The organism is Streptomyces sp. NPDC029956 (assembly GCF_055574655.1).
On record NZ_JBVHZJ010000032.1, the window covers coordinates 75,553 to 98,495 of the forward strand.

General features: G+C 68.7%; 26 protein-coding genes. 12 read left to right on the forward strand and 14 right to left on the reverse strand.

The genetic code is table 11. The features are described from left to right. Nucleotides 1–247 precede the first annotated feature (247 nt). Nucleotides 248–751 carry a hemerythrin domain-containing protein gene (locus ACZ4XX_RS24390; protein ID WP_468509986.1) on the forward strand — a complete coding sequence of 168 codons (504 nt, stop codon included), beginning with the start codon at nucleotides 248–250 and terminating at the stop codon, nucleotides 749–751. Nucleotides 752–928: 177 nt separating this feature from the next. Here ACZ4XX_RS24390 and ACZ4XX_RS24395 read toward each other — a convergent pair whose 3' ends face one another. The 4 genes from ACZ4XX_RS24395 to ACZ4XX_RS24410 all read right to left on the reverse strand — a co-directional run bounded on the left by ACZ4XX_RS24395 (nucleotide 929) and on the right by ACZ4XX_RS24410 (nucleotide 3,338). Continuing rightward, nucleotides 929–1,360 carry a glutaredoxin domain-containing protein gene (locus tag ACZ4XX_RS24395; protein ID WP_468509987.1) on the reverse strand — a complete coding sequence of 144 codons (432 nt, stop codon included), beginning with the start codon at nucleotides 1,358–1,360 and terminating at the stop codon, nucleotides 929–931. Between the two features lie 147 nt (nucleotides 1,361–1,507). After that, a complete protein-coding gene (locus ACZ4XX_RS24400) occupies nucleotides 1,508–1,864 on the reverse strand; it encodes a PRC-barrel domain-containing protein (protein ID WP_468509988.1) in 357 nt (118 codons plus the stop codon). Between the two features lie 427 nt (nucleotides 1,865–2,291). Continuing rightward, nucleotides 2,292–2,654: a DoxX family protein gene (locus tag ACZ4XX_RS24405; RefSeq protein WP_468509989.1), complete on the reverse strand. Its 363-nt coding sequence runs from the start codon at nucleotides 2,652–2,654 to the stop codon at nucleotides 2,292–2,294. A gap of 189 nt (nucleotides 2,655–2,843) precedes the next feature. After that, nucleotides 2,844–3,338: a cupin domain-containing protein gene (locus ACZ4XX_RS24410; protein ID WP_468509990.1), complete on the reverse strand. Its 495-nt coding sequence runs from the start codon at nucleotides 3,336–3,338 to the stop codon at nucleotides 2,844–2,846. 80 nt (nucleotides 3,339–3,418) lie between these two features. Between ACZ4XX_RS24410 and ACZ4XX_RS24415 the strand changes: the two genes are divergently transcribed. From ACZ4XX_RS24415 to ACZ4XX_RS24445, 7 genes are all read left to right on the forward strand, one after another. Next, nucleotides 3,419–4,270, forward strand: coding sequence for a LysR family transcriptional regulator (locus ACZ4XX_RS24415; RefSeq protein ID WP_468509991.1), 852 nt, complete (start codon nucleotides 3,419–3,421; stop codon nucleotides 4,268–4,270). A gap of 226 nt (nucleotides 4,271–4,496) precedes the next feature. Further along, nucleotides 4,497–4,949, forward strand: a complete 453-nt coding sequence (locus ACZ4XX_RS24420) for a hypothetical protein (RefSeq protein WP_468509992.1) — start codon at nucleotides 4,497–4,499, stop codon at nucleotides 4,947–4,949. Between the two features lie 94 nt (nucleotides 4,950–5,043). After that, on the forward strand, nucleotides 5,044–5,205 hold the full coding sequence (locus ACZ4XX_RS24425) for a hypothetical protein (RefSeq protein ID WP_468509993.1): 162 nt from the start codon (nucleotides 5,044–5,046) through the stop codon (nucleotides 5,203–5,205). Nucleotides 5,206–5,414: 209 nt separating this feature from the next. Further along, nucleotides 5,415–5,855: an SMI1/KNR4 family protein gene (locus tag ACZ4XX_RS24430; RefSeq protein ID WP_468509994.1), complete on the forward strand. Its 441-nt coding sequence runs from the start codon at nucleotides 5,415–5,417 to the stop codon at nucleotides 5,853–5,855. Further along, nucleotides 5,848–5,985 carry a hypothetical protein gene (locus tag ACZ4XX_RS24435; RefSeq protein ID WP_468509995.1) on the forward strand — a complete coding sequence of 46 codons (138 nt, stop codon included), beginning with the start codon at nucleotides 5,848–5,850 and terminating at the stop codon, nucleotides 5,983–5,985. The genes ACZ4XX_RS24430 and ACZ4XX_RS24435 overlap by 8 nt, the downstream gene beginning before the upstream one ends. Before the next feature lie 392 nt (nucleotides 5,986–6,377). Further along, nucleotides 6,378–7,010, forward strand: a complete 633-nt coding sequence (locus ACZ4XX_RS24440) for a hypothetical protein (protein ID WP_468509996.1) — start codon at nucleotides 6,378–6,380, stop codon at nucleotides 7,008–7,010. An 875-nt stretch (nucleotides 7,011–7,885) separates the two neighbouring features. Next, the gene (locus ACZ4XX_RS24445; protein ID WP_468509997.1) at nucleotides 7,886–9,298 is read left to right on the forward strand and encodes a hypothetical protein; all 1,413 of its coding nucleotides are present in this window, start codon (nucleotides 7,886–7,888) and stop codon (nucleotides 9,296–9,298) included. Between the two features lie 949 nt (nucleotides 9,299–10,247). Here ACZ4XX_RS24445 and ACZ4XX_RS24450 read toward each other — a convergent pair. The 3 genes from ACZ4XX_RS24450 to ACZ4XX_RS24460 all read right to left on the reverse strand — a co-directional run bounded on the left by ACZ4XX_RS24450 (nucleotide 10,248) and on the right by ACZ4XX_RS24460 (nucleotide 13,258). Then, nucleotides 10,248–11,042 carry an alpha/beta fold hydrolase gene (locus ACZ4XX_RS24450; RefSeq protein ID WP_468509998.1) on the reverse strand — a complete coding sequence of 265 codons (795 nt, stop codon included), beginning with the start codon at nucleotides 11,040–11,042 and terminating at the stop codon, nucleotides 10,248–10,250. A gap of 357 nt (nucleotides 11,043–11,399) precedes the next feature. After that, nucleotides 11,400–12,062, reverse strand: a complete 663-nt coding sequence (locus ACZ4XX_RS24455; RefSeq protein WP_468509999.1) for a response regulator — start codon at nucleotides 12,060–12,062, stop codon at nucleotides 11,400–11,402. After that, nucleotides 12,059–13,258, reverse strand: a complete 1,200-nt coding sequence (locus ACZ4XX_RS24460) for a sensor histidine kinase (protein ID WP_468510000.1) — start codon at nucleotides 13,256–13,258, stop codon at nucleotides 12,059–12,061. The genes ACZ4XX_RS24455 and ACZ4XX_RS24460 overlap by 4 nt, the downstream gene beginning before the upstream one ends. Before the next feature lie 196 nt (nucleotides 13,259–13,454). Here ACZ4XX_RS24460 and ACZ4XX_RS24465 point away from each other — a divergent pair, with 196 nt between their 5' ends. Further along, a complete protein-coding gene (locus ACZ4XX_RS24465) occupies nucleotides 13,455–13,868 on the forward strand; it encodes a DUF6223 family protein (protein ID WP_468510001.1) in 414 nt (137 codons plus the stop codon). A gap of 218 nt (nucleotides 13,869–14,086) precedes the next feature. Here the strand turns inward: ACZ4XX_RS24465 and ACZ4XX_RS24470 are convergent, their stop codons facing one another. Continuing rightward, a complete protein-coding gene (locus ACZ4XX_RS24470) occupies nucleotides 14,087–14,362 on the reverse strand; it encodes a hypothetical protein (RefSeq protein WP_468510002.1) in 276 nt (91 codons plus the stop codon). Between the two features lie 238 nt (nucleotides 14,363–14,600). Between ACZ4XX_RS24470 and ACZ4XX_RS24475 the strand changes: the two genes are divergently transcribed. From ACZ4XX_RS24475 to ACZ4XX_RS24485, 3 genes are all read left to right on the forward strand, one after another. Next, a complete protein-coding gene (locus ACZ4XX_RS24475) occupies nucleotides 14,601–15,173 on the forward strand; it encodes a GNAT family N-acetyltransferase (RefSeq protein WP_468510003.1) in 573 nt (190 codons plus the stop codon). 261 nt (nucleotides 15,174–15,434) lie between these two features. Next, nucleotides 15,435–16,691, forward strand: coding sequence for an FUSC family protein (locus tag ACZ4XX_RS24480; RefSeq protein WP_468510004.1), 1,257 nt, complete (start codon nucleotides 15,435–15,437; stop codon nucleotides 16,689–16,691). 44 nt (nucleotides 16,692–16,735) lie between these two features. Beyond that, entirely contained in the window at nucleotides 16,736–18,223 is a 1,488-nt protein-coding gene (locus ACZ4XX_RS24485; RefSeq protein WP_468510005.1) for an MFS transporter, read from the forward strand. Nucleotides 18,224–18,341: 118 nt separating this feature from the next. Here the strand turns inward: ACZ4XX_RS24485 and ACZ4XX_RS24490 are convergent, their stop codons facing one another. The 6 genes from ACZ4XX_RS24490 to ACZ4XX_RS24515 all read right to left on the reverse strand — a co-directional run bounded on the left by ACZ4XX_RS24490 (nucleotide 18,342) and on the right by ACZ4XX_RS24515 (nucleotide 22,831). Further along, nucleotides 18,342–19,265, reverse strand: coding sequence for a hypothetical protein (locus ACZ4XX_RS24490; protein WP_468510006.1), 924 nt, complete (start codon nucleotides 19,263–19,265; stop codon nucleotides 18,342–18,344). Between the two features lie 244 nt (nucleotides 19,266–19,509). Beyond that, a complete protein-coding gene (locus tag ACZ4XX_RS24495; RefSeq protein ID WP_468510007.1) occupies nucleotides 19,510–20,127 on the reverse strand; it encodes a hypothetical protein in 618 nt (205 codons plus the stop codon). 160 nt (nucleotides 20,128–20,287) lie between these two features. After that, complete coding sequence (locus ACZ4XX_RS24500) at nucleotides 20,288–21,025, reverse strand: VOC family protein (protein ID WP_468510008.1); 738 nt, start codon at nucleotides 21,023–21,025, stop codon at nucleotides 20,288–20,290. Between the two features lie 232 nt (nucleotides 21,026–21,257). Continuing rightward, nucleotides 21,258–21,539, reverse strand: coding sequence for a DUF3027 domain-containing protein (locus ACZ4XX_RS24505; RefSeq protein ID WP_468510009.1), 282 nt, complete (start codon nucleotides 21,537–21,539; stop codon nucleotides 21,258–21,260). 84 nt (nucleotides 21,540–21,623) lie between these two features. Beyond that, on the reverse strand, nucleotides 21,624–22,244 hold the full coding sequence (locus ACZ4XX_RS24510; protein ID WP_468510010.1) for a hypothetical protein: 621 nt from the start codon (nucleotides 22,242–22,244) through the stop codon (nucleotides 21,624–21,626). 65 nt (nucleotides 22,245–22,309) lie between these two features. Next, nucleotides 22,310–22,831, reverse strand: a complete 522-nt coding sequence (locus ACZ4XX_RS24515) for a hypothetical protein (RefSeq protein ID WP_468510011.1) — start codon at nucleotides 22,829–22,831, stop codon at nucleotides 22,310–22,312. Between the last annotated feature and the right edge of the window lie 112 nt (nucleotides 22,832–22,943).

The window sequence follows — 22,943 nt, forward strand, 5'->3', positions numbered from 1 at the left end:
TCGGATCGGTGGTCGCGGGGGCGGATCGGTGGCCATGGGGGTGAATCGCCGCGGGCCTCGATCGCCGGCGTTCGCCGGCGTGGCGAGCGGGTCGGCCGTGCCGGCCCGCCGACCGCGCACGGTCACTGTTTCGCGCCGCGCCCAGCGGGAAGCCGCGTCCTGCACGCCCGGGACCGACGGGAGCCGCACGCAGCCCCGACGGTCCCCGATCAGCGGCCCGAACCCGTAGTCGAGCAAGGAGAACAGCATGAGCACCGGCAGCACGTTGGACCAGGACGTCGTCGCGGTGATTCTCGCGGATCACCGAGCCATGGAGGACCTGTTCCGCCGCATGCGGAGCGTCGAGGCCGACCGCGCCGCCGCGTTGAAGGAGTTCTCGGCCCTGCTCATCGCGCACGGCGAGGCCGAGGAGGCCGAGGTCTACAGTGCGCTCAAGCGCTTCCGGGGCGTCGACAACGAGGAGGTGGAGCACGGTACGGAGGAGCATGCCGAGGGGAACAAGGCGCTCCTGGCCCTGCTGGAGGTCGAGGACGTGGGCTCCGAGGAGTGGGACGAGCGGCTGGAGGAGCTGGCGAAGGCGGTCTCCCACCACGTGGACGAGGAGGAACGGACGATCCTCAACGGAGCCAGGGAGAACGTCCCCGACGAACGCAGGGCCGAGTTGGGCGTTGCGTTCCAGAGGGAGCGCGCGAGGCTGCTGGCCTCGGATTGCGGAAGTCCTGAGAACGTACGCACGATCGTCGACGGGTGAGCCGGTCCACCACCACACCGTCAGGCCGACCCCGACCCCGACCCCGACCGCGGCCCCGACCTCACGTCGTCACGCGGCCCGGTCCCTCATGCCTTCACGTGGCCCGGTCTCTCTCCCCCCACACACACGCCGCAACGCCCTGGCCGCCCGTCCCGCACTCCCTGGCACCTCTTCCGGTCAGCCAGAACGACGGACCTGCTCCCGCACCCAGGCGGGATCGGGGTTGACGCGGGGCCGGCCCCCGACGACGACGGTCGGCACCGTCTCATTGCCGTCGTTGGCCGCCCTCACCACCGCCGCACCTTCCGCATCACGCCAGATGTCCACCCAGTGCATCCGCCGGGCGCTGCGCCCCAAGCGGATGCGCAGGCGCAGGCAGAACACGCAGCCAGGTCTCCAGAAGACGATCGGCCGACCGTCGTCAGCACTGCGACGCTGCGCCTCCAGGGCGCCGATCGACCTCGGAAAGATCAAGGGCGAGGTCGCCACGGCGAGCAACAGGAACACCACGAGCAGCGCCACGGCCTCGCCGGGGCGCTCGTTGCGGCCGGTCGCCGTGGCCGAGCCGCAGAGCACGAGCAGCATCGGCAGAGCCCACATTCGCATCATGAAGCGCAGGCTATCGACAGGCCCTGGACGCGCCCGAGGAGCCGTCCGTTGTCTTGCGGAGCCGTCCGCTGTCTTGACGTGCCCCAGGAGCGCTCTCTGCCTGCACACGTGCGCTCGCTCGGAGAAAAGAACTGGCCTCGGGGCACGTCAGCGCCGTGCGAGCTGTCGCTCGCCGTTGGCACCGGGCCGGTAGGCCAGACCGTAGTGGTGGAACACCGCGGGTTCCTCCTCCGCGGGAAGGACGTCGTCCGTGCCCATCGCGGGACAGTCCTTCACGAGCGCCTTCCCGTAGGCGACGCGGACGTAGCCGGGCCCGACGACGGCGCCGTCGAGCGGGACGAAGACCAGGCGGTGGCGCGTCGGCAGCCCCACCTCCACGGTCGCCATGGCGGGCTCGTCCGTACTCGTGTCCACGTAGATCGCCTCGAGAGTGCCGATCCTGTGGCCGTCGGGATCGACCACGTCCTGCAGGCGCCACTCACGGATGTCGGCCGGCTGAATCATGGGGCGAGTCCTCCGTCCGGACACGGAACCGGACCTCTGCGGCTACGGACACCTCCCACTCTGCTCCCGGCCACCCGCGCTCACCACCCGGCACACCAGCCGCCGGAAGGTCGCCGAGGGAGCTCCGACCACGATTCCGGCGGCAAGCCCGGCACTCCACCTGGGATCACGCCCCAGAACGTCGACGGTGACGCTGTTCCCCTCGTCATCGGCGAGGGAGACGGGCTCCCTCGGAACGATGTCGCCCACAGCCACCCCCTCACTGGCGAGTTCCGAGAGATCGTCACCGCCTCACGAGTGCGTCCGCCACTCCATCTCGTCAGGAGTTCTCAGGCCCTCTTCGGCTCGTCCTCAGCTCCTCCCGGCCACGGGCGCCGGCTCGGCCCGACTGACCCGCTCGCGTCCACCGGTCGAGAACCGTGCTGGATCACAGCCGGGCGGTGGCCAGCCAGCTGGTCACGGCCGCCATCGCAATGAGCCCGCCATTGAGTGCGATCCGGTGGTCCTCGCCTGTGAGGTGGACGGCGATCGCACCGAGCTGCAGGAGCACGAACCCGATGGCCGCACCCATTGCCAGCCACGGCGCGATCCCCGTCAGGGGCGGCAGGATCAGCCCGATCGCGCCGAGGATCTCGACCGCCCCCAGCGCTCTGACGGCGGGCAGAGGCATGCGATCGACCCAGGCCATCATCGGACGGAGTTGTTCTCGGCCGCGGAAGACCTTCAACGCGCCTGCGTAGAGGTAGAAGGAGGCGAGGAGTCCGGAGACGATCCAGTACGCGATGTTCATGATTCCCATCCACGGTCACCGGTTGCAGGTGACCCGTCGGTTCCCGCGGCAGCCCTCGGAGAGGGCTCGAGCCTTGGTGTGAGTGATCCGGCACGTGATCCGGAGGTTCACGGAGGTCGAAAGGTGGGAGCGCCCCAGCCTCCGCCGGGCACGTGAACGACGGCCGGTCGGGGTGTCATCCCGTCGGCGTCAGGTGAGGCCGGTGGCGAGCTCGGTCGCGTAGCGGCTCATCGCATGGGCGCCGGCCTGCGGCGTCAGCGGCCGGCCGCCGGCGATCGCGTTGTGGAGGTCTCGGAAGTACTGCACGTACACGCCGGGGGTGAACGTGCCGAGCATGAGGGCAGGTTGGTCCGTGATGTGGGCGAAGGTGTGCGGGGCGCCGGGCGGGACCATCACGAGCGCGCCCGCAGTGGCGTCGCACTCCTGGTCCCGGACGGTGAACCGCACTGTGCCGGAGACGATGTGGAAGCCCTCGTCGTGCCGGGCGTGGCGGTGTTGCGGCGGCCCGGAGGTGTGCGGGGCGAGGACGGACTCGACCATTCCGAGGCGGTGCCCGGTATGGCTGCCGTCTTCGAGGACGCGCATGTGCGTGGTGCCGAGCACGATCGTCTCGCCCTCGCCGGGACCCACCACCGATACGGCGGGGTCGGCCTTCGGCGCGCTGCTCTTCGCTTCTTCGGTCATGCTGCGAGTGCACCCCCACGGCCCTGTGACTGTCCAAGACCCATTGCGCGACGTCGATACCCCTTGGGTATCGTTGCAGCGTGGAGCTACGTACCCTGCGCTACTTCGTGGCAGTCGCTGAGGAACGTCACTTCGGCCGGGCCGCCACTCGACTGCACATGAGTCAGCCGCCGCTGAGCCGGGCGATCAAGCAGCTGGAGACCGAGGTCGGGGCTCTGCTGTTCACCCGCTCGCCTGCCGGCGTCACGCTCACCCCGGTGGGCGCCGTGCTGCTCGATGAGGCGCGGTCCCTGCTCGACCAGGCCGACCGCCTCCGCGTACGCGTGAGCGCGGCGGCCGGCGTGGCAACCATCACCGTCGGCATCCTGGGCGACAGCACCGATGCCGCGGCGACCAGGCTCGCCGCGGCCTACCGTCGACGCCACCCCGGCATCGACGTCCGCATCCGCGACACCGACCTGACCGACCCGACCTGCGGGTTGCGCGCCGGGCTCGTCGATGTCGCCCTGACCAGGGCACCGTTCGACGAGACCTCTCTGACGGTACGTGAGCTGCGGACCGATCCGGTGGGCGTGGTCCTGCGCGCCGACGATCCGCTGGCCGGCCGCGACCACCTGCGACTGAACGACCTGGGCGACCGCCGCTGGTTCCAGTTCCCGAAGGGAGCCGACCCGATCTGGCAGTCGTACTGGAACGGCGGCGAACCGCGCGAGGGCCCCGTGGTGCGCGTCGTACAGGAATGTCTGCAGGCCGTGCTGTGGAACGGCACGGTCGGTCTGGCCCCACTCGGGCACGACCTGCCCGCAGAGCTGGCCGTGGTGCCGCTGATCGACATGCCGCCGAGCCGCGTGGTAGCGGTGTGGAACGAGGGTGACACCAACCCGTTGATCCGATCGTTCATCGAGATCGCGACGGCGGCGTACCGCCACTGACGCGTTGTTTCGCTTGGTGGGTCGTCGGTCGGTGCGGGAGGGTTCTGCTGTGCGTCTGTAGCGAGGGTGGAGCCGGCGGCGGTCGGCGGTGGCGTATCTCAACGGTGAACCTCGACATCCGTGATGCGGCGAAGTCGCCGCTTGCACTGCCACCATCGACGAAGGCAGCTCATGACCGGGCCGAAATCTCCTGGCCACAGCGTGCGCTGCGTTCTACGCTCCGCCCATGCGCAGTGTCTTCGTGTTCCCCGCTGGAGAGTCGACCGCGACAGCCGCACTGCTCGACCGGCTGATGCCCGGCAAGGACGGGTACTGGTCGGACGGGAGGCTCTTCATCGACTTCATGGACGAGCAGGACGATCGCCTGTACGTCGGCTGGACTCCCGAGGCCGTACGCCTGCTGGACACCACGCTCGGCCATCGCCCGACCTGGGCCCTCCTGGTCTGCGTCTCCAGCCACTTCGACGGTACTGCCGAGATCCGCGCCCTCCTGTCACACCTCCTCGAAGCCGGCGGCGTCACCGTCGACGACTACTCCGACCATTGCTGGACGCTCGAAGAGATAGCCACCGAGTGCAAGATCGAGGGTCTGGGCTTCTTCGACTTCCGCACCCACGACGAACGGCAGGGCAAGCAGAACCGGAGTTTCACCCCCGCAAGTCCAGAGAGCCAGGTCTAGCCGTGTTCGAGCATGTCGTCGGGCTGCGGCACGAGGAGGCATCACGATGGACTGCACTCGTCGAGCAGTGCCGGCCCGTCCTCGCAGGCGGGGGATGGAAGCGGTTCAGGATCTGCTGGCCGAACGCGGCATGAGCATCATCCAGTCGATCGCGATCACTCGCGCTTTGCTCGGTTGGCAGGAGACTTCACTGCGTGTCGCCATCGACATCGTGGCCACAAGCCCCGCGCGGACAAACGCCGGTATCTCCGACTGAGACGTCGCTTCACTTCGCGAACGGCGCCGATCGGGGGCAGCCTGTCCGCTCGAAGAACCATCTCTGCGGGCGTTCCAACCGACACTCCGCATGGTGGCTTTCTTGCACGCGCTTCGGGATCACGGCGCCCGGCCTCGACAACAATTCGAACAGCAACTCCCGCAGTGGCCCGGCCGTATGGGGAACTCGGGCAGAGAGGGCAGTGGGGAATGAGCGTCGTGGCGAGCTGGTCCCGCGTGATGAGTCTTCTTCGGCAGCACGCCTCTGCCGATCACGCGGATCTGCCTGGGCCCGCTACGGAGCAGATGCTCGCGGCCGCCGAGGAGCGGATGGGCATCCCCCTCCCCCAGGATCTGCGGGCGTGGCTGCTGCAGAACGGTCTGGATCCTCCAGAGGAGGATGTGGACGACGATCTGGCATGCTGCGGCTTCGCCGGGTTCCCGGATGAGGGAAGCTTCTTTCTGGGAATCCGGGCGGTGGAGAAGCTCTACGCAAACCGCTCCATGCCCGGTGGGTTCGACCCTCCGGACCAGCCGGACAATCCCTTCTGGCGCAATGAGTGGATCCCGTTCCTGTCGGACCAGGACGGCTGGACGGGGAAGTTCAATCGACGTACGGGACGGACGTATCGGCAGGTGGTTCGTGGGTGAGATCACGATCACGGGCGAGTACGAGTCGCTGGCTCACTATTTCGACTCCGTGGCGGAGCTGCTGACGAAGATCGCCGAAGGAAGGTACCCGGTCTGCCGGGTCGCCGAAGGACGACTCGTCTGGTCGTGAACCGAGAGTGCTCCCCGGTCTTCCGTGGAGCACCCTGCACCTATGGGTGGCTTGCGCAGCGAGAGAGCACGATCCGGACTTCGTTCTTCTCGCCCCGCCGGAACGGGTATCGGACGCCCGGCGCCGGCCTCCCCACGCGCAGTCTCGTGCCCCCCACTCGGGGATCAGATCTGTTGGAATTCCATGCCCCGCCTGCGAGTGGTAGGCCGCAGGCGGGGTATCCGCTCCCTCCGCGTATTCGGCGCGTCATTGTCGGGACGCCGCGGGAGGCATCTTGCTCCGACAGGTTGTGATTCGGTGCATTAGCCTCTTCGCGCCGCCGAAGAGGACGTACTCTGCACATCAAGCGATCCCGGTCCCATGTGGCCGGCCACATCACGTAGGAGACATTCATGCCTTCATCGAGTCCCGCCGTTCACAGCATCGATGCAACAACCGCCGCGCTACAGACGGAACTTCCCGAGCTGGAGCAGCTCCAGCAGGATCTCGAGAAGGAGTTGGCTGCGGTTTCCGATCGCGTGCAGTCGGTCCGCGCGGCGTTGACGGCTCTGCTCGCCCTGGCCGACACGCCCGCTCCGCGCGCCGTACAGGAGCCGGAGCCGGAACCGGCTACGGCGGTAGTCGAAGCTGTGGTTGAGGCTTCCGCGACGGTGGCGCCCGACGAGACCGGATCCGTCCCCGCACCTCGCAAGGCAGCCGCGTCGCGCTCCAGCCGTGAGCGCAAGGCCTCGTCCCCCGCTCGCGTACGCAAGGAACGTCCCTCGGCCAAGAAGGCCCTCGTCACTGCCGCAACACAGGAGGCTCCTTCTGCGGCACAGGGAACCAGCGGCCTCACCGAGCAGGTGGCCGCCGTCCTGACACAGTCGCCGGACAGCCCGATGCGTGCACGTGACGTCGCGAAGGCTCTCGGCCGTGACTCCTCCACGGGCGCCATCAACACCGTCCGCAGCACGCTCGACCGGCTCGTCGCCACCTCTCGGGCCGCACGCGCCGGCCGAGGCCTCTACCAGGCTCCCGCCGTCTGACACCAGGACGTGCCGTTACACAGAATCTCGCCAACGCGAGTACGGCGCACCGCGTACCGTGCACCGCGCACCGCGCACCGCACACCGGCCCGAAGTCGTTGCATCGCCGGCGACCGGTGGGAAGGTCTCGCCGATTCAGACCAGGGGAAGAAGGCGGGGAAGCCCCGCACATCCTGCACGGGGCGGTGATGACGGACGCGATGGTCACAACGGCCACAACAAGGTTGAGCCAGTCCGGTGCCCGTTCGTAGGTGGAGACCGCAGCTGAGAAGGTCAGTGACCTGCGCAGAAGCACCGACGAAGAGCAGAGCGGCCGCGATGGAGCCGACCGATACGACCGCTCAGCGCGAGGCGTGGTGCGCCCCTCCCGAAGCGCCTTCGGCGCGTGTCCAGGTTGCGCCCCGGCCCTGTGGAAGATTCCGGGCCGCCGCATCGAAACTCGTGCGGGCACGGTGGCTGCTCCCGCTGTCCGTACCGATGGTTCAGGAGTGCGGCTGCTCCCGCCGCCCTCCTGAACCATCGGTACGGGACGGGGCGGGGTGCGATCGCCGAAGGCGACCGACCCGCGAGGACCTGCCCATCTCGCCACCACAGGACGAACCCGGCCAAGGACCGTTCGCGCCTCCGCAGCCCGGCTACGGCCGGCTTGACCCCCGCGTGGGGTACGGCAGCGCACGGCCAGCCGTGCTCCGACCTGGGCCAAGACCAATATGAAATCAATTCCCGCAGCATTCAGGTGGCCACCAGGACGTGCCTAGCATCAAGCCCTCCGCGCGACAGACGCGTCGGGTGAGCAGGAAGGCACCGTCATGGAAATGCCACCCACAACCGTACGGACACGGCGACTTCGGTCCCTGTCACGTGGCCACCGACGCATGGCGACGGCCGGCGGAATCGGCGTCGTCATGGCCGCCGCCCTCGTCGCGCCGAGTCGTCCCGCTGATGCTGCCGCAATGCCCACCGGTCGACCGGTGGCCGTTCAGTGCCCGGCCGACCTGGCTGACCGGGCGACCTGTTACACCGGACAGAGCACGGACGGCGCCTACTACGCGATCGCCATACCCAGGACATGGAACGGCTCCTTGGTGATGCACGCCCACGGTGGGCCGGACCTGGGCGAGGAGTCCGACCCGGAGCGCAGCCTCGGCGACCTTGAACGCTGGTCCGTCATGGTGGACCAGGGCTATGCCTGGGCCGGCTCCTCCTACCGACGCGGAGGTTACGGCACGAGAATGGCCGCGGCCGATACCGAAAGCCTGCGCCGGCTGTTCGTCCAGGAGTTCCGCCGGCCGAAGCGGACGTACGTCCATGGCCAGTCGTGGGGCGGCAACGTCGCTGCGAAAGTCGTCGAGGTCTACGGCGCCAAGCACGGCCCCTACGACGGCGCGCTGCTCACCAACGGCGTCCTCGGCGGCGGCTCCCGGGGGTACGACTACCGGGTGGATCTGCGCGTGGTCTACCAGTACTACTGCAAGAACCACCCACGGCCGTCCGAGGTCCAGTACCCGCTGTGGGCGGGGGTGCGTGACGGCTCGACCCTGACGACGACGGGGCTACGCGCAAGGCTCCAGGAGTGCACCGGTTTCTCCTCGCCGCGAGAGCAGCGCACTGCCGGACAACAGCGCAATCTCGACGACATTCTCGCCGTCACCAGAATCCCTGAGCGGACCTTGGAGTCGCATCTGAGGTTCGCCACGTTCACGTTCCGCGACATCGTCCACAACCGGCTGGGTGGACGGAATCCGTTCTCCAACCAGGGCGTGGTCTACTCCGGATCCCACGACGATGCCGCCCTCAACGCCGGAGTGCAGCGCTTCTCGGCCGAACCCACCGCTGTACGGGACCTGTCCTACGACAGCGACCTCACCGGCAGGGTCTCCATCCCGGTCCTCACCCTCCACGCGATCGACGACCCGACCGCGTTCGTCGAACACGAGGCGGCCTACCAGGCCTCTCTGCGCGGTTCCGGGAAGGCACAGCACCTCGTTCAGACCTTCAGCGACGAGCACGAGCACAGCGGACTGAGCACGGCCGAGTACGCCAACTCCATCGCGGCGCTGGACACCTGGGTCCGAAGCGGGAAGAGGCCCACCCCCGCCTCGATCGCGGCATCCTGCCCGGCCTTCCACTCCACGTACGGCACCGGCTGCTTCTACAAGCCCGCGTTCGTACCCGCGCCCTATGCCTCGCGCGTCAACCCCCGTCCCGGTGGTCTGAGCTGGCCGGCACTGAGCACCTGGCAGGAGAAGAAGTGGAGCCGCGTGCCGGGAGTCGGCATCGCTCCCTGACGGGGGCGTCGGGCAGTGCGGCCACGCAGGGGACAGCGCCTGCCGATCGCCGGCGAGTCCGGACGAGGGCGCCACGCGAAGCGCGATACGAGGCGTGCGGCCGGGTTCGTCCTCGGCCGCAGGTGGTTTCGGCTGCCTACCGCTCGCCCGGTGACGGGCCGCCACCCGACGGGTCCACACGGCATCGCCTCACAACAGGAACCTCGTGGCAGGGGCCGTCGGCCGGTCCGCACGGCCGGAGGGTGTGCCGCTGAGGACGCGTCCCGTACAGGTTCCACTCTCCCTCGCCCTGCGGGATCCGAGCGAGCAACCGCGTGATCTCGATCGCCTCGCCGACACGGCACCAGCCCGGTGGCGGTTCGGCCGCGGCCAGGCGAAGCACCGCCACTGCAAGGGGGGAGCGCCGCAGAGGGCGAGCGCGCAACGCGCCCCTGATGGCTCTCCAGGACCTGCGGTGACGACGCCGGGTTCATAGAGTGGCCAGGGGCGACGTATATGACCGTGGCCCTCTCAGTCGGCGCCGGTCCCTGAATCCCCCGAGCGGGGGCCGGCGCCTTCCGGGACCGACGTATCGATCGCCACGCAGAGTGATCAACAACTCGCACCGCAGCTGACGTGGAACGTCCGGGCGGTGGTACAGCCTGTGCCACAGGGCCGGCCACACGTAGTGGGTGCCATCAGGCGCGGCGTTCGCTTGCACCCAATCCGGGTCCAGCCGCCCGCTCAGACCGAGGTCATACGCCCGCTCCTCCAGCCTGAACAGAGATGACGAATCGACGCTTCTCAGCTCGCGAGGCACCGGTTCTTCGACGTCCATCGCCCTGTGCTGCCCGGCAGCCTCCCGCGACGTGGAGCCGACCCCACACAGTCGTTCCCTTCGGAGTGAGCTCATGGCTGCCCTTCAATGGCGATTCGACGATGGCCAGAGCCGTCGGTGCGGTGTTGTGGGTCACCTCGCAGCGTGCGCGCGGCAGAACGTGCGAACCGCTGCCGTGAAGGCCTCCGGTGCCTCCAGATTGCTCATGTGACCCACCTCTGGGATCACCACCAGCTCGGCGTGCGCGATGGCGTCCTCGAAAGCGGCGGCGACATCCAGTGGGGAGCGGGCATCCAGCTCCCCCCACAGCAACAGGGTCGGCACCGTGATCCGCGGCAGCAGGTCCGTCTCATCGGCCTCGGCCATCAGAGACAGCTGCACGGCCATGCTCTCCGGCCGAACGTCCCGGCTCATGGCTTCCAGCATCCCCTTGAAACGCTCCGGCGGCCCGGCTGCGTAGAGGCCGGGCAACGTCGGGTCGAAGTCCTCCCGAGGCGCCGCGAGCATCCGCCGCGCCCCCTCGACCCGGGCCGCGACCTCCTCCGCCGGCAGCGATCCCTTCCAGCCGGCGTACGTGTCCACCATCAGCAGCGATCGCACCAGCTCCGGCCGCCAACGGTACAGCTCCAGGGTCACCGTCCCGCCCCAGGACAATCCCGCGACCTGCGCGGGCCCAAGCCCCACATCCTCGATCACCGCGGCCAGGGCACGTGCGAAATCCTCCAGCCCGAAGCCCACCGGCAGCGGACCGGACCGCCCGGCCCCCGGCTCGTCCCAGGCCACCACCGTGAACTCATCTGCCAGTGCTTCGACTTGCGGCTGCCACATCCGCCCGTCGGCCCCGGCCCCGTGGGCAAGAACCACGAGCGGTCCCTGCCCCTGCCGCGTATAAGCAACATCAACGCCACCAACCCGCACCACAGACATACCACCAGGCTAGAAGGTGACTGGCGAATCGGAAGACTCCGCCACGATCCGGAAGACACACGAGGGGCCGGCGGGCTGATCCACAACACAGCTGGCCGCCTGGAGAAGAGAAGGGCATCCGCCGACGGGGTGGCTTCAGGGTTCGCTCTTTGTTCTGGGACCTCAAATCGGCCGATTCGAGGTCGGCCTGCGCCCGAGGTCGGTCTAGACCCCGAGGTCGTGCCCGACGGACTGATGCCCTCCTACAGATGCTTCCCCTCGGCCAAGAATCTGCGCGCGGCGGACCTCGGGGCGTCGGCCGGGTCAGGCACGCATCCGCCCTTCGGCGAGGGCGGACGTGACGCAGCCCGTATCCCGTCAGGCGTTGCGTGGGACCACCAGGCCGGATTCGTAGGCGAGCACGACGAGTTGGGCCCGGTCGCGAGCGCCGAGTTTGGTCATGGCGCGGTTGATGTGGGTTTTCGCGGTCAGAGGGCTGATCACCATGCGGTCCGCGATCTCGTCGTTGGACAGGCCCTGCGCGACCAGGACGACGGCCTCTCGTTCGCGGATGGTCAGCTCTTCCAGCGCCGTGCCGGTGTCGGCAGGGAGCGGCTGCGTGACGTACCGGTCGATCAGCTTCCGGGTGATCGAGGGTGCGAGCAGGGCGTCGCCGCGTGCGGCGACGCGTACAGCATGCAGGAAGTCCTCCGGCACGATGTCCTTGACGAGGAATCCGGCGGCGCCTGCGCGGAGCGCGTGGAAGACGTACTCGTCCAGGCCGTAGTTGGTCAGGATGACCACGCGCACCGCGGCCAGGGCGGGATTCGCGGCGATGCGTCGGGTTGCCTCGATGCCGTCCATGACCGGCATCTGAACGTCGACGAGCGCGATGTCGGGCAGGTGCTTCTCGGCGAGTTCCAGGCCCTCCTTCCCGTCGGCGGCCTCGGCCACCACCTCGATGTCGTCTTCGAGGTCGAGGAGTGCGCGGAATCCGCTGCGGATGAGCGGCTGGTCGTCGACCAGCAGGACACGGATCACGAGGCCCGCTCCACAGGGAGCTCGGCCTGGACGGTGAAGCCTCCGGCGCCGCCCTCACAGCCTTCACCGTCCTCACCGCCTTCACGGTCCTCTCCGCGCCTGCCACCCTCGCCGCGCCCGCCGCGCGGCGCTGCCCTGAAGCGACCTCCGAGGGCGGTGACACGTTCTCGCATCCCGAGCAGTCCCATCCCAGGTGGCGGGGTGGTGTCCGGCGTGGCCTTGCCGTTGTCGTCCACCTGCAGGGAGAGAACGTCCGGGCGGTACGCGATGCGGACCGATGCCTCGGTGGCATCCGCGTGACGGGCGATGTTGGTGAGCGACTCCTGGACCACTCGGTAGACGGTCCGCCCCACCGCCGCCGGTACGTCGTACCGCGGCCCCTCGATCGTCAGCGTCGCCGCAAGACCGCTCCTGCCGGCCCGCTCCACCAGCTCCGAGATGTGGCCGAGCCCGGGCGGCGGGGTCGTGTCGTCGTCGCGCAGCGCCTCCAGCGTCGCTCGCAGCTCCCGGGCCGCCTCACGTCCGGCGTCCCGGATCGCCAGCAGGGCCTCCGGGATCTGTTCACCCCGCTTGCGGGCCACATGGACGGCGACCTCGGACTGCACCTTGATGACCGAGATCTGATGGGTGAGCGAATCGTGCAGCTCCCTCGCGATATGCAGCCGCTCCTCGTCGGCGCGGCGCTTCGCGGTCTCCTCGCGGGTACGCTCGGCTTCGTCCGCTCGCCGCTCGGCCTGCCGCAGAGCTTCGCCTGCGGCACCGGCGGCGATCAGCCAGGCAATCTCGAGGGCACCTCGGGCCCGGGCGAACGCCTCTCCCGTGTCATGCAGGCCCGAGGCCAGGGCCGCGAGCGGGAGAGCCGCCAGTACGGCCACGCTCGTCACCACCGTGACGCGGCGGTGTCCCGCCCGCATCGCCGCGTACACCGCGAAGAGGAACGCGACGGCAGGCACGTCGAAACCCGCGGCCTGGTGCCCCACCGCGCACAGCCCGCTGACGGCCAGAACGGGAACCGGAGCCCGTCGGCCGCCGGCCAGCGTCAGGCCGCCGAGCACCAGCAACGCGTAGCCGAGGAGGTCAAGGCCTGTAGAGGAACGGTGTGACGACATCCCGGTGACCAGGAGCGCAGCCGTCACACCGCCGGCTATCAGCCAGTCCCTTACCCCGGCGCGAACGCCGAACCGCCCTTTACTCATGCGCGAACCGTAGCCGGACGCCGCCGCGGGCGAATCCCGCGCGAGGACGAGCGGCCGACTACCACGCACGCAGTATCTTCGCGGCTGCTGCTGCTTGTGCGGTAGCGCGAAGTGCCTGCGTCTGCTGGACGACCTGCCATGGGGCCGACCGACATGCTCGTCGACATCCAGTCGTGGGAAGAGAAGGAGCACCTCGATGTCCGCTCGTCGTCTGTTCGTCGTGGCCTCGACCGCCTTGCTCGCAGGCCTCGGTCTTGCCGCACCAGCAGCAGCACACTCATCGATTCAGCCGGTCGCCGCCAGTGTCTACGACTTCAGCCTCGGGCGACTGGGGGCCACCACAGGCGGGCTGCTGGGGCTGGCCGGCGTGGTCGTCGCCGTACTGGCGCTGGCACGGCCTACCGGCCGTCTCGGCACTGCCGACTGGCCGCTCAGGGCCATGGCGGCGGGGCTGATCGCCATGGCCCTCGGCGGGCTGGTCGCAGCCACCGCCGACGGTGGCCTCGGCACCGGCAACGGGCTGGGCGGGGCCTACGTCGCCCTGCTGCTGGGACTCATCAGCACGGGCCTCGGCGGCCTCGCCCTCACCCGCTCCCGCCACACCGGCTGACCGGCTGACCGGCTGACCGGCTGACCGGCTGACCATCCGTGGCACATGCGCACTGAGTCACCGGGCTCGGGCGAGCCGGCCTGGAGGAGGTCGGCACGGGCGCCGGGCCGAGCGCCTGCGGTCGGCCCGGTCCTCGGCTGGCTTCAGACGGCCTCGATTCCGCCGGTCGGGCCGGTTGCCACCCGGCGGCAGTCTTCGGCCCGCCCGTGAGCCGCAGGTCAGACCGCATCATCACGGGGCGCGAAGCCGTCCGGGAACCCTTCAAGGAACTCGCGCCGCGCAGGGTCAGACTCGACTTCAGCCATCGCTCCCAGGAGAGCGATGAACTCGCTCCGCTGACCACTAGACAGCTTGCCGACCACGTGACCGACGCCCTCCAGGACCTTGACCGCGTCGTCCGCATCCATCTGCTCTTCGTCGCAACCGTCGATGAACCACAGCACATCGATCAGGGCTTCCGCCAGGGCGTGGTTCAGAGACGAGTAAGGCGGCATCAAGTCGCACTCCCAGCAGGTCACAGCAGTGGAATCCGACCATCCCACCACACACCGATGACCTCGGGCACCCTCTGCGCCGGCTCGTCCGAGACCGGGATGCCGGCGACGACGGGCACCTTCATTGCGACGAACGAAGGCGTTGGTCGGTGCCTCTGGACAAGTCGTTCCCACGTGGCTTCGGCGCACATCGGAGGTTGAGCGGCAGCCGGGCTGTACACCGTGACATCGTGGTGTCATGACCGTCGTGGTTCGCCCTGCTTCAGTCTTCGAGGACGTCCGTACCCTGGTCGGTCCGAAGTCGCCCGGGGCCAACGTGTGCTGGTGCCTGAGCTACCGGATCCCGTCCAAACTCAACAATGAGCTCCGTGGGCCGGCCCGTGGCGAGTACGTCGCCGAGCTGTGCCGGACGACGCCGCCCCCTGGGGTGCTCGCCTACGAGGACGACGAGCCGGTCGGATGGGCCGGTGTGGCACCGCGCTCGGACACCGCCTTCGCGCGCAGCCGTAAGATCCCGCACGTGGACGACCTTCCGGTCTGGTCCCTGTGGTGCATCCGCGTACGCCCCGGGCATCGCAAGAAGGGCGTCTCGCACGCCCTCATCACCGGCGCGGTCGAGTTCGCCCGCGCCCACGGCGCACCGGCGATCGAGGCGTACCCGATCGACAGCGGCGGCGCCATGATCGACGCGACGATGGCGTACGCCGGGATCCGGAAGAACTTCGAACGCGCCGGGTTCACCCACGCCGCCGACACCACCTCGGTACTGGCCGGTCACCCCCGGGTCCTGATGCGACTAGACCTGCGCTGAGAGGCCCGCCCCAAGGGCCTCTGGCCGCTGGCCCGGCGGTCAGTCGTCAGCGATCAGTCATCGGTCGTCGGTGGCATGTGCGGACACGTACCGCGGGGCAAGTGCGGTGCGTCGACGCCGTCCGCTTTCGGGGCCGCCCTGTCCCCGAAGCGGGGGTGATCCCTCGTCCGCCCGGCCGTACCCGCGCATGAGCCTGGGCCCGCCCGGGCAGACGGGTTGTCCAGACGGCTCTTGCCGGGCGGCGACGGGACGAGGTGGGGCGTGGCACGCGGTGAAGGACGGCACGACCGGGGCGACGGGCTGTTCGCGCGCCTCCGGCGTGACCCCTTCGCCGTGCAGACCGTACGGTCCGCGGCGGCTGCCACTCTCAGTTATGTCGTCGCTCTCCAGCTCAGCAGCGAACCGGTTCCCCTCACCGCACCCCTCACTGCCCTCCTCGTCGTCCAGGTCACGCTCTACTCCACCGTGACCACCAGCCTTCGCCGGGTGAACTCCGTCGTCGTCGGCGTCCTGATCGCCATCGCGTTCAGCGCCGTCGTCGGCCTTTCCTGGTGGAGTCTCGCCCTCGTGATCCTGGCCTCGCTGCTCGTCGGCCGGCTCGTCCGGGTCGAGGAGTTCATCCCCGAGGTCGCCATCAGCGCCATGCTCGTCCTCGGCGTCACCCAGGTGTCCGACACCGCATGGGACCGCGTGCTGGAGACCCTGATCGGCGCCGTCGTCGGCATGCTCTTCAACCTGCTTCTCGCCCCGCCCGTCTGGGTCGACACCGCGGGCGACTCCATCGAGGACCTCGCCCGCCGGATGCGGCTGCTGCTCCTGGACGTGGCGGACGAGTTCACCGGCGCACCCCCCGTCGAGCAGGCCGCCAATCGGCTCCACGAGGCCCGCCGCCTCGACAACGACGTCGCCGATGTCGACGGGGCCCTGCGCACCGCCGAGGACAGCCTGCGATTCAACCCCCGCGTCAAAGAGGGACTCCTGCACCGGGTGGTGTTGCGTACCGGCCTCGACACGCTGGAAATCTGCGCCGTCGTCCTGCGGGTGCTCGCCCGCACTCTCACCGACCTGGCGAAACACCGTAACGGGCACCAGCTGCTGCCCGAGCCGGCAGCTCTGGCCATCCGGGAGACCGCCCAGTACACCGCCGACGCCCTCGTGAGCTTCGCCGTCCTGGTCACCGCGCCCGCCAGCGAGGGTGCCGAGGCCGCGGAGATCCGGCTTGCGGGCGAGCTGCGGGCGGCCAGGGCCTGCAGGGACCACGCCGCCGACCGGCTTCTCGCCCTCGCCCTCGCCGACCCCGGTCGCTGGCAGTTGTACGGGGCCCTGCTCGCCGAGATCGATCGGATCCTCGACGAACTCGACCCCGAGCACCGGGGCCACCGCCTGATGGAGGAGCTTGACCGGCGGGTCCGCGAGCGCAGTGATCGCCGCCGCCGTCTCTCCCTGCGTGACCGCCGACGCCGTCTCGACCTGCGTGATCGGCGGGACACGCGTCGGCCCACGCGTACCGACGGATGACCACTGGCGACGGGGATACCCGCGCTGACGGAGAGAGGAGAACCATGCGCGCGACGTCTTCAAACCCGGGGGCCGGGACGGGCACGGTCACCACCGCCGTTCCGGCCCGGCTCGACCGGCTTCCCTGGTCGCGGTGGCACTGGATGATCGTCATCGGATTGGGCACTGTCTGGATTCTGGACGGTCTCGAGGTCACCATCGTCGGCAACGTCGCCGGCCGGTTGGCCGAGGAGGGCAGCGGCCTGGACATCACCGCGGCCCAGGTGACGGGTGTGGCTGCCGCCCTCTATGTGGCGGGAGCCTGCTCCGGTGCCTTGTTCTTCGGGTGGCTGACCGACCGCTACGGCCGCAAGAAACTCTTCATGATCACCCTGGCCGTCTATCTGGGCGCCACAGCGATGACGGCCTTGTCCTTCGAGTCATGGTGGTTCTTCCTCTTCCGCTTCCTCACCGGCTTCGGCATCGGCGGCGAGTACGCGGCGATCAACTCCGCGATCGACGAGCTGATCCCGTCCCTCTACCGGGGACGCGTCGACCTGATCATCAACGGCAGCTACTGGCTGGGCGCCATCGGCGGCTCCCTGCTGTCGATCGTCCTGCTCGACACCGACATCTTCCCCAAGAACCTCGGCTGGCGGCTCAGCTTCGCCCTCGGCGTCGTCCTGGGCCTGGTCATCCTGCTGGTACGCCGGCACGTACCGGAGAGTCCACGCTGGCAGTTCATCCACGGCCACAGCGAGGAGGCCGAGGAGCTGGTCACTTCCGTTGAGCGGGAGATCGAAAAGGAGAAGGGCGCGGCGCTGCCGCCGCCCGCCGGCGAGATCACCATCCACCAGCGCAAGAGCATCGGCTTCGGCACGATCGCGAAGACGGTATTCGGCCGCTATCCGCGCCGCGCCGTCCTCGGACTGTCCCTCTTCATCGGACAGGCCTTCCTCTACAACGCGATCACCTTCGGATTCGGCACCATCCTCATCACCTTCTTCGACGTTCCCACCGGCAACACCGGCTACTACTTCGCAGTGATCGCAGCGGGCAACTTCCTGGGTCCGCTGCTCCTCGGCCGGCTCTTCGACACCGTCGGCCGCCGGATCATGATCGCGGGCACGTACACCCTCTCGGGCCTGCTGCTCTTCGTCACGGCCTGGCTCTTCGACAGTGGCTCGCTGTCGGCCACGACGCTGACGGCCTGTTGGTGCGTGGTGCTGTTCTTCGCCTCGGCAGGCGCCTCGAGCGCCTATCTCACCGTCTCCGAGATCTTCCCGATGGAGACCCGCGCCATGGCCATCGCGTTCTTCTACGCACTGGGAACGGCCGCCGGTGGCATCAGCGGCCCGCTGGTCTTCGCCGAACTGACCGAGTCGGGCGTGGTCGGCGACACGGCGCTGGCCTTCCAGATCGGCGCCGCGCTGATGTGTGCGGCGGGAATCGTAGCGGCCTTCCTGGCGGTGAACGCAGAACGCCGCTCGCTGGAAGACATCGCCGAGCCCCTCTCCACGGTCCGGGACAACAAGGAGTCCTCCCAGAACTGAACAGGCCCTTCCTCGCGCGCGGTCGTGGTGAACGGGGTGGGTGTGGGACGCGTCGAGGGCAGAGGGCCGTACGGGCTCGGCATGCTCGCGCAAGGTCGGCCCGCCCGCTCGCCTCGTATCAGCGCCCCTCGAAGACGAGCCGAGGGGTCATGTCCGAGAGTCCTCCGCCCACAGGTTCTCCCGGCAGAAGCACCGGACGGAGCTGCTGGAAGACCCTGGCGATCCGGTCGGGTGTGTAGGTGCGCATGTCGTCGGTCGCTTGGAGCACCAAGCCGCCGTCGGCCAGTTCCGTGACTGCCGAGAACGCCTCGGATACGCGAAGGACGTCCGCACCTCCGAGTCGGTCGGCGACACCGGGGGAACACACCGTGATCCATGAGTAGCCACGCAGCGTGGTGTCGAGTTCCGGAAACGTCTCGTCCTGGAACAGTCCCAACGAGGCCTCGAGAGCCGTGCGCTTCGTTGTCGTTTCGACGTCGTCCGCCAGACAGCCGAAGAGACACGTCTGCCCTGCTTCGTTCAGCCGGCGAAGCAGGAAGTCGGTCCATCGCCGTTGGAGTCCGGAAGAACGTCGCGGGGCGAAGAACTCCTCCGCAGACCGGTCGGCCGTGAGCCGTACCCAGTCGGGAGCCTCGATGTCCCGCTCAGCCGAGATCGTCAGCCAGGGAGCCGCGGGATACCCGTCCCCACCAAGCCGCGTCAGCCTCAACGTCACCTCCAACGGAACGCGCTCGAGGTACCTCTGGAAGGACGCCCATTCCTCCGGTGACCAGACCCGACCGCGACGCGTACGTCTACCTCCGGCCATCGTGGTGGTCCAGAGACTGCCCCACAACTCCCCTGGCTCGCCGTAGGCCAGGCCTGACCTACGCAGTACAGCCCCACGGCCCGAAAGGTCGAGGCCTTGCGTGAAGGGGTCCAGTGCTTCACCGCCCAGATGACGAGCGGAGTCCGCGAACCAATCGGCCACCAAACGGCGGTAGCTTTCCGGGTCCTTTGGCAGCTCGTAGTCCAGCTCGGCATGCACCACGGCGTTGGGCACGAAGACACCTGAATTCCTCACAGCATCCCCCATTACGTGCCCACTCCCGCACGTGCCCCTCCCGGGCACCGCCAACTCGTAGGCGCCGACAGGCGTACTTTCGCCGCTGTTCGAGGCCGTCGACCAGATCCCCGTCCCGGACGAGCACCGCGAGAGGTATCGGCCGCGAGAGGAACCGACCCACCCGATACGAACCCTGTAACCAGGGCCTCGACAGCACCGACGGGGGCAACCCTCACACGAGTCACTGCCCGTCGGGCAGCGAGTGCGTAAGGAGGTACTCGGTCGCTCCGGCGATCGCCTCGGCGTACGTGCGGTGGACGGGCTCGGACTCCGTGTCCTGATGGTCCGCGGCGGTGGCGGTGTACCACCAGGCATCGGCGTCGGCATCGTGGTGCACCACGGCGGTACCACCCGCGTAGCTGAACGGGATGGCCTCGCTGGCGGATCTCCTGATGACCGCATGGGGCCACTTGAGACGGGCGGACTGACGCTTGATGCCGCCCCAGGCCGCTCCGAGCTGGGCGTAGTTGGCTCCACTGCGGCCGGCGACGGTGGCAGCGCTCTCCGCCAGCCGCTCGACGGACTGCTTGGTCTCGTACAGCGCGCGCAGCAGTGCCAGCTGTACGTCGGGGGACGCCATGAGTACGGGGTCGAGGGCCTTGTCGGCGGCGCGGTAGGCCGATGCGCGGGTCGAGATCCGCTCAGCAAGGGCGCGGGCAGCTTCATAGACGCTCTCGTCCATCGCGAACGCGTCGTCCTGGGTGGGCTCGCTCCAGGGAGGCTCCACCAGGACCGAGGCGGCGGTCCAGAAGTTCTCGTCGTTCCTGTCGGGAGTCGGAACCACACTCACATCGCTCATGCGACAAGCATAGCTGTCGAGGACTAGTGGCGACAGTTTAATCTGTCACTGATCGATGATGCATCCACCTCCACGCGCCCACGCCCCGGGCCCGCCCCATGCAATCCGACGGCGATCGGTCCGGTGCCGACCACGGACCGGCCGGAGCCGTTGCTCAAGGTCAGCGAGGGGCGAGCAGGCAGAACTCGTTGCCCTCCGGATCGGCCAGAACCCTCCAGGAGATTTCGGACTGGTCGATACCGGGGTCGGTGGCGCCCAGGGCGCGCAGCCGGGCTTCCTCCGCCGCCAGGTCGTCGCCGGGGTAGGGGCGGACGTCGAGGTGGACACGGTTCCACACGCTCTTGGTGTCGGGCGTGCGGAGGAACTCCAGGTAGGGGCCGACGCCTTGGGCGGCGCGCATGGAGGCGTGGTCGTCGGTGACCTCGTGCAGAGTCCAGTCCATCGCCTGGTCCCAGAACCGGGCCATCGCTCGTGGGTCGGTGCAGTCGACCACCACCGCGGCAATCGGCCCGGTGTCCTGGTAGATCGGGCGCGGCTCCAGGACGCAGAACTCGTTGCCCTCCGGGTCCGCCATGACGGTCCAGGGGACGTCGCCCTGGCCTACGTCGGCAAGCGTCGCACCGAGATCCTTGAGCCGCGCGACCAACTCCGCCTGATGTTCCCTCGATGTGGTGGCCAGATCGAGGTGCACCCGGTTCTTCACTGTCTTGGGTTCCGGGCGGGCGATGATGTCGATGCAGACGGCCACGGGGTCGGGGTAGGAGAATCCCACCGGTTCGAGGTTGGTCACGCCGGGCCCCTCGCTGTCGACACCCCAACCGAGTGCCTCCGCCCAGAAACGGCCGAGCGCAGTGTCGTCCTGGGCCTTCATATTGATCTGCACGAGTCTCGTTGCCATGCGGCACATCCTAGGAGCAGCCACCGACCGGGCCGCAGTCACCGCTTGCTCACCGAGACCAGAGACGACCGCAGCCGATTCGCCCACGACCGCACGCCGACAACCTCTCCGCCAGTCCAGGATCCGGCACCCTCACCACTTCGACGAGGCCATGGCCTTCCCGCCGCCCTCTGCCCTGTTGGTCGCTGCTTGGCTGCTGCTTTGCGGCTGCCGCCAGCCGAACGGGCTGCCGTCAGCCGAACGAGCCGTCTGCGCGGACCGTGAAGGAGGCGCAGCCGTCGTGCTCGAATCGCACCTGACCGTCGAACCTCGACTCGGCGTGAGTGCAGGCTCCCCAGTCCCGCCCCAGTTCGCCGCTCAGCGCGACCCAGAAGCGGCACCCGCCGCACTGCGTGTCGAACCACTCGTCGCGATAGCCGGGCGCCGCGGTCGATCGGTCCGCCAGCCGCAGCCAACGCTCGTGAACCGTGTCGTTGTAACCACGATCATCACCCGTCCATGGCCCGTCAGACACCCTCCACCCCCGCTCGCTCTCGATCAGATCGCCAGACTACGCACGGGCTCAGCGCGGCGGAATCGATTTCCTCAGACGCCGTTCTTACGGCCGCGGTGAAGACTGAGCCGCTTCAGGGAAACCCAGTTCGGTCAGCATCGCCTCGAACAGGTCCTCCACGAAGGGCTCCCGTGCACGCAGCAACTCCTCGATCCGCGACTGCTGCGCCGCGGCCTGGGCGCCAGCCGCTGACGCCCACACGAGAGCGCCTTCGGCGTCGGCCGGCACCTCCGCATCGAGCTCTGCGTGCTTGTGCCTGATGGCTTCTTCGAACTCCGGAGTGGTGACCCACAGGCTCATGTCGTCCACGTCCTCGGGTTGCTCGACGAGGAGGGCCGCGGCAATGTCCGGGTTGAGCCATGCCTGCCAGCGCCGGCCAAGGGTGTCCAGGCCGGTCACGAGGGCGACGCTGCTGTCGGACACGTCGGCGACGCACACCGGTGCACCAGTCAGGTCGACCAAGGCGAACAGGTAGTCATCCTCCCAGATGCCTTGCCTCATCTGCAGGGTCTGCCAACCGCCCGGTCGTGGCGGCCACTGATGCACCTCGGCCTTCAGCCCTGGATCAGCGCTGCCGAACAGAGCAGTCTCCTGCAGCGGGCGCTCACTACACGCAAAGACCAGGTGCCCGGAAAAGCCCATGCAATCCTCCTCGTCGAATGCCACCGCACTCTACGAGCCGTCACTGACACCATGGGTTCCTGACCGGCCTGCGACCTGTAGCTCGCGTATCACGCGGTTGGATCCACGTTCCACGTCTCCGGAAGGTCGCTGCCGCAGAAGACGCAGACGAAGTCGCCCTCGCGCACGATGTTGTGCTCCTGGCAGCCAGGACACCGCCGGAACACCACCTCGTGGGTGAAGCCGGAGGGCCGCCCGAGCCCTACGCCGTCCAGCGCACGAACGACTTCCGACCAAGAGCCGATGTCAGGGCAGAACCCGGTGGACTGGTTGCTGACCTCGATCACGCCCCACCAGTGTGCCCCGCGCGCGAAGCCGATCTCTCCTGCGCTCAGAACCCTGTCTCCGCCGGCACAGGCCACATGCTCACTCCGCCGCGGCGCCAGCCGAAGCACACCGTCCGTACCCATGACGAAGGTGAACGGTTCGGCCAGCTCCGTCGCCGATCGCCCAGCGATCCAGTCGTCGAATTCGGCCGCCGAGCTGATCCGGCGCCCGCCGCTGCCAGGTCGGACCGCAGCCTTCAACTCGATCGGTCCGACATATCGGTAAATCCGCCCCCGCGCACGCACACCAGCCAATCTAAGAGGTCGTTTTCGTCCAATGTTTCATCCCGAGATGGGATGCTCTGTGACTTTCTTCGGGTCGCGCCAGGAGATGGTGTTCTCACTGGTGAGGCGGCGG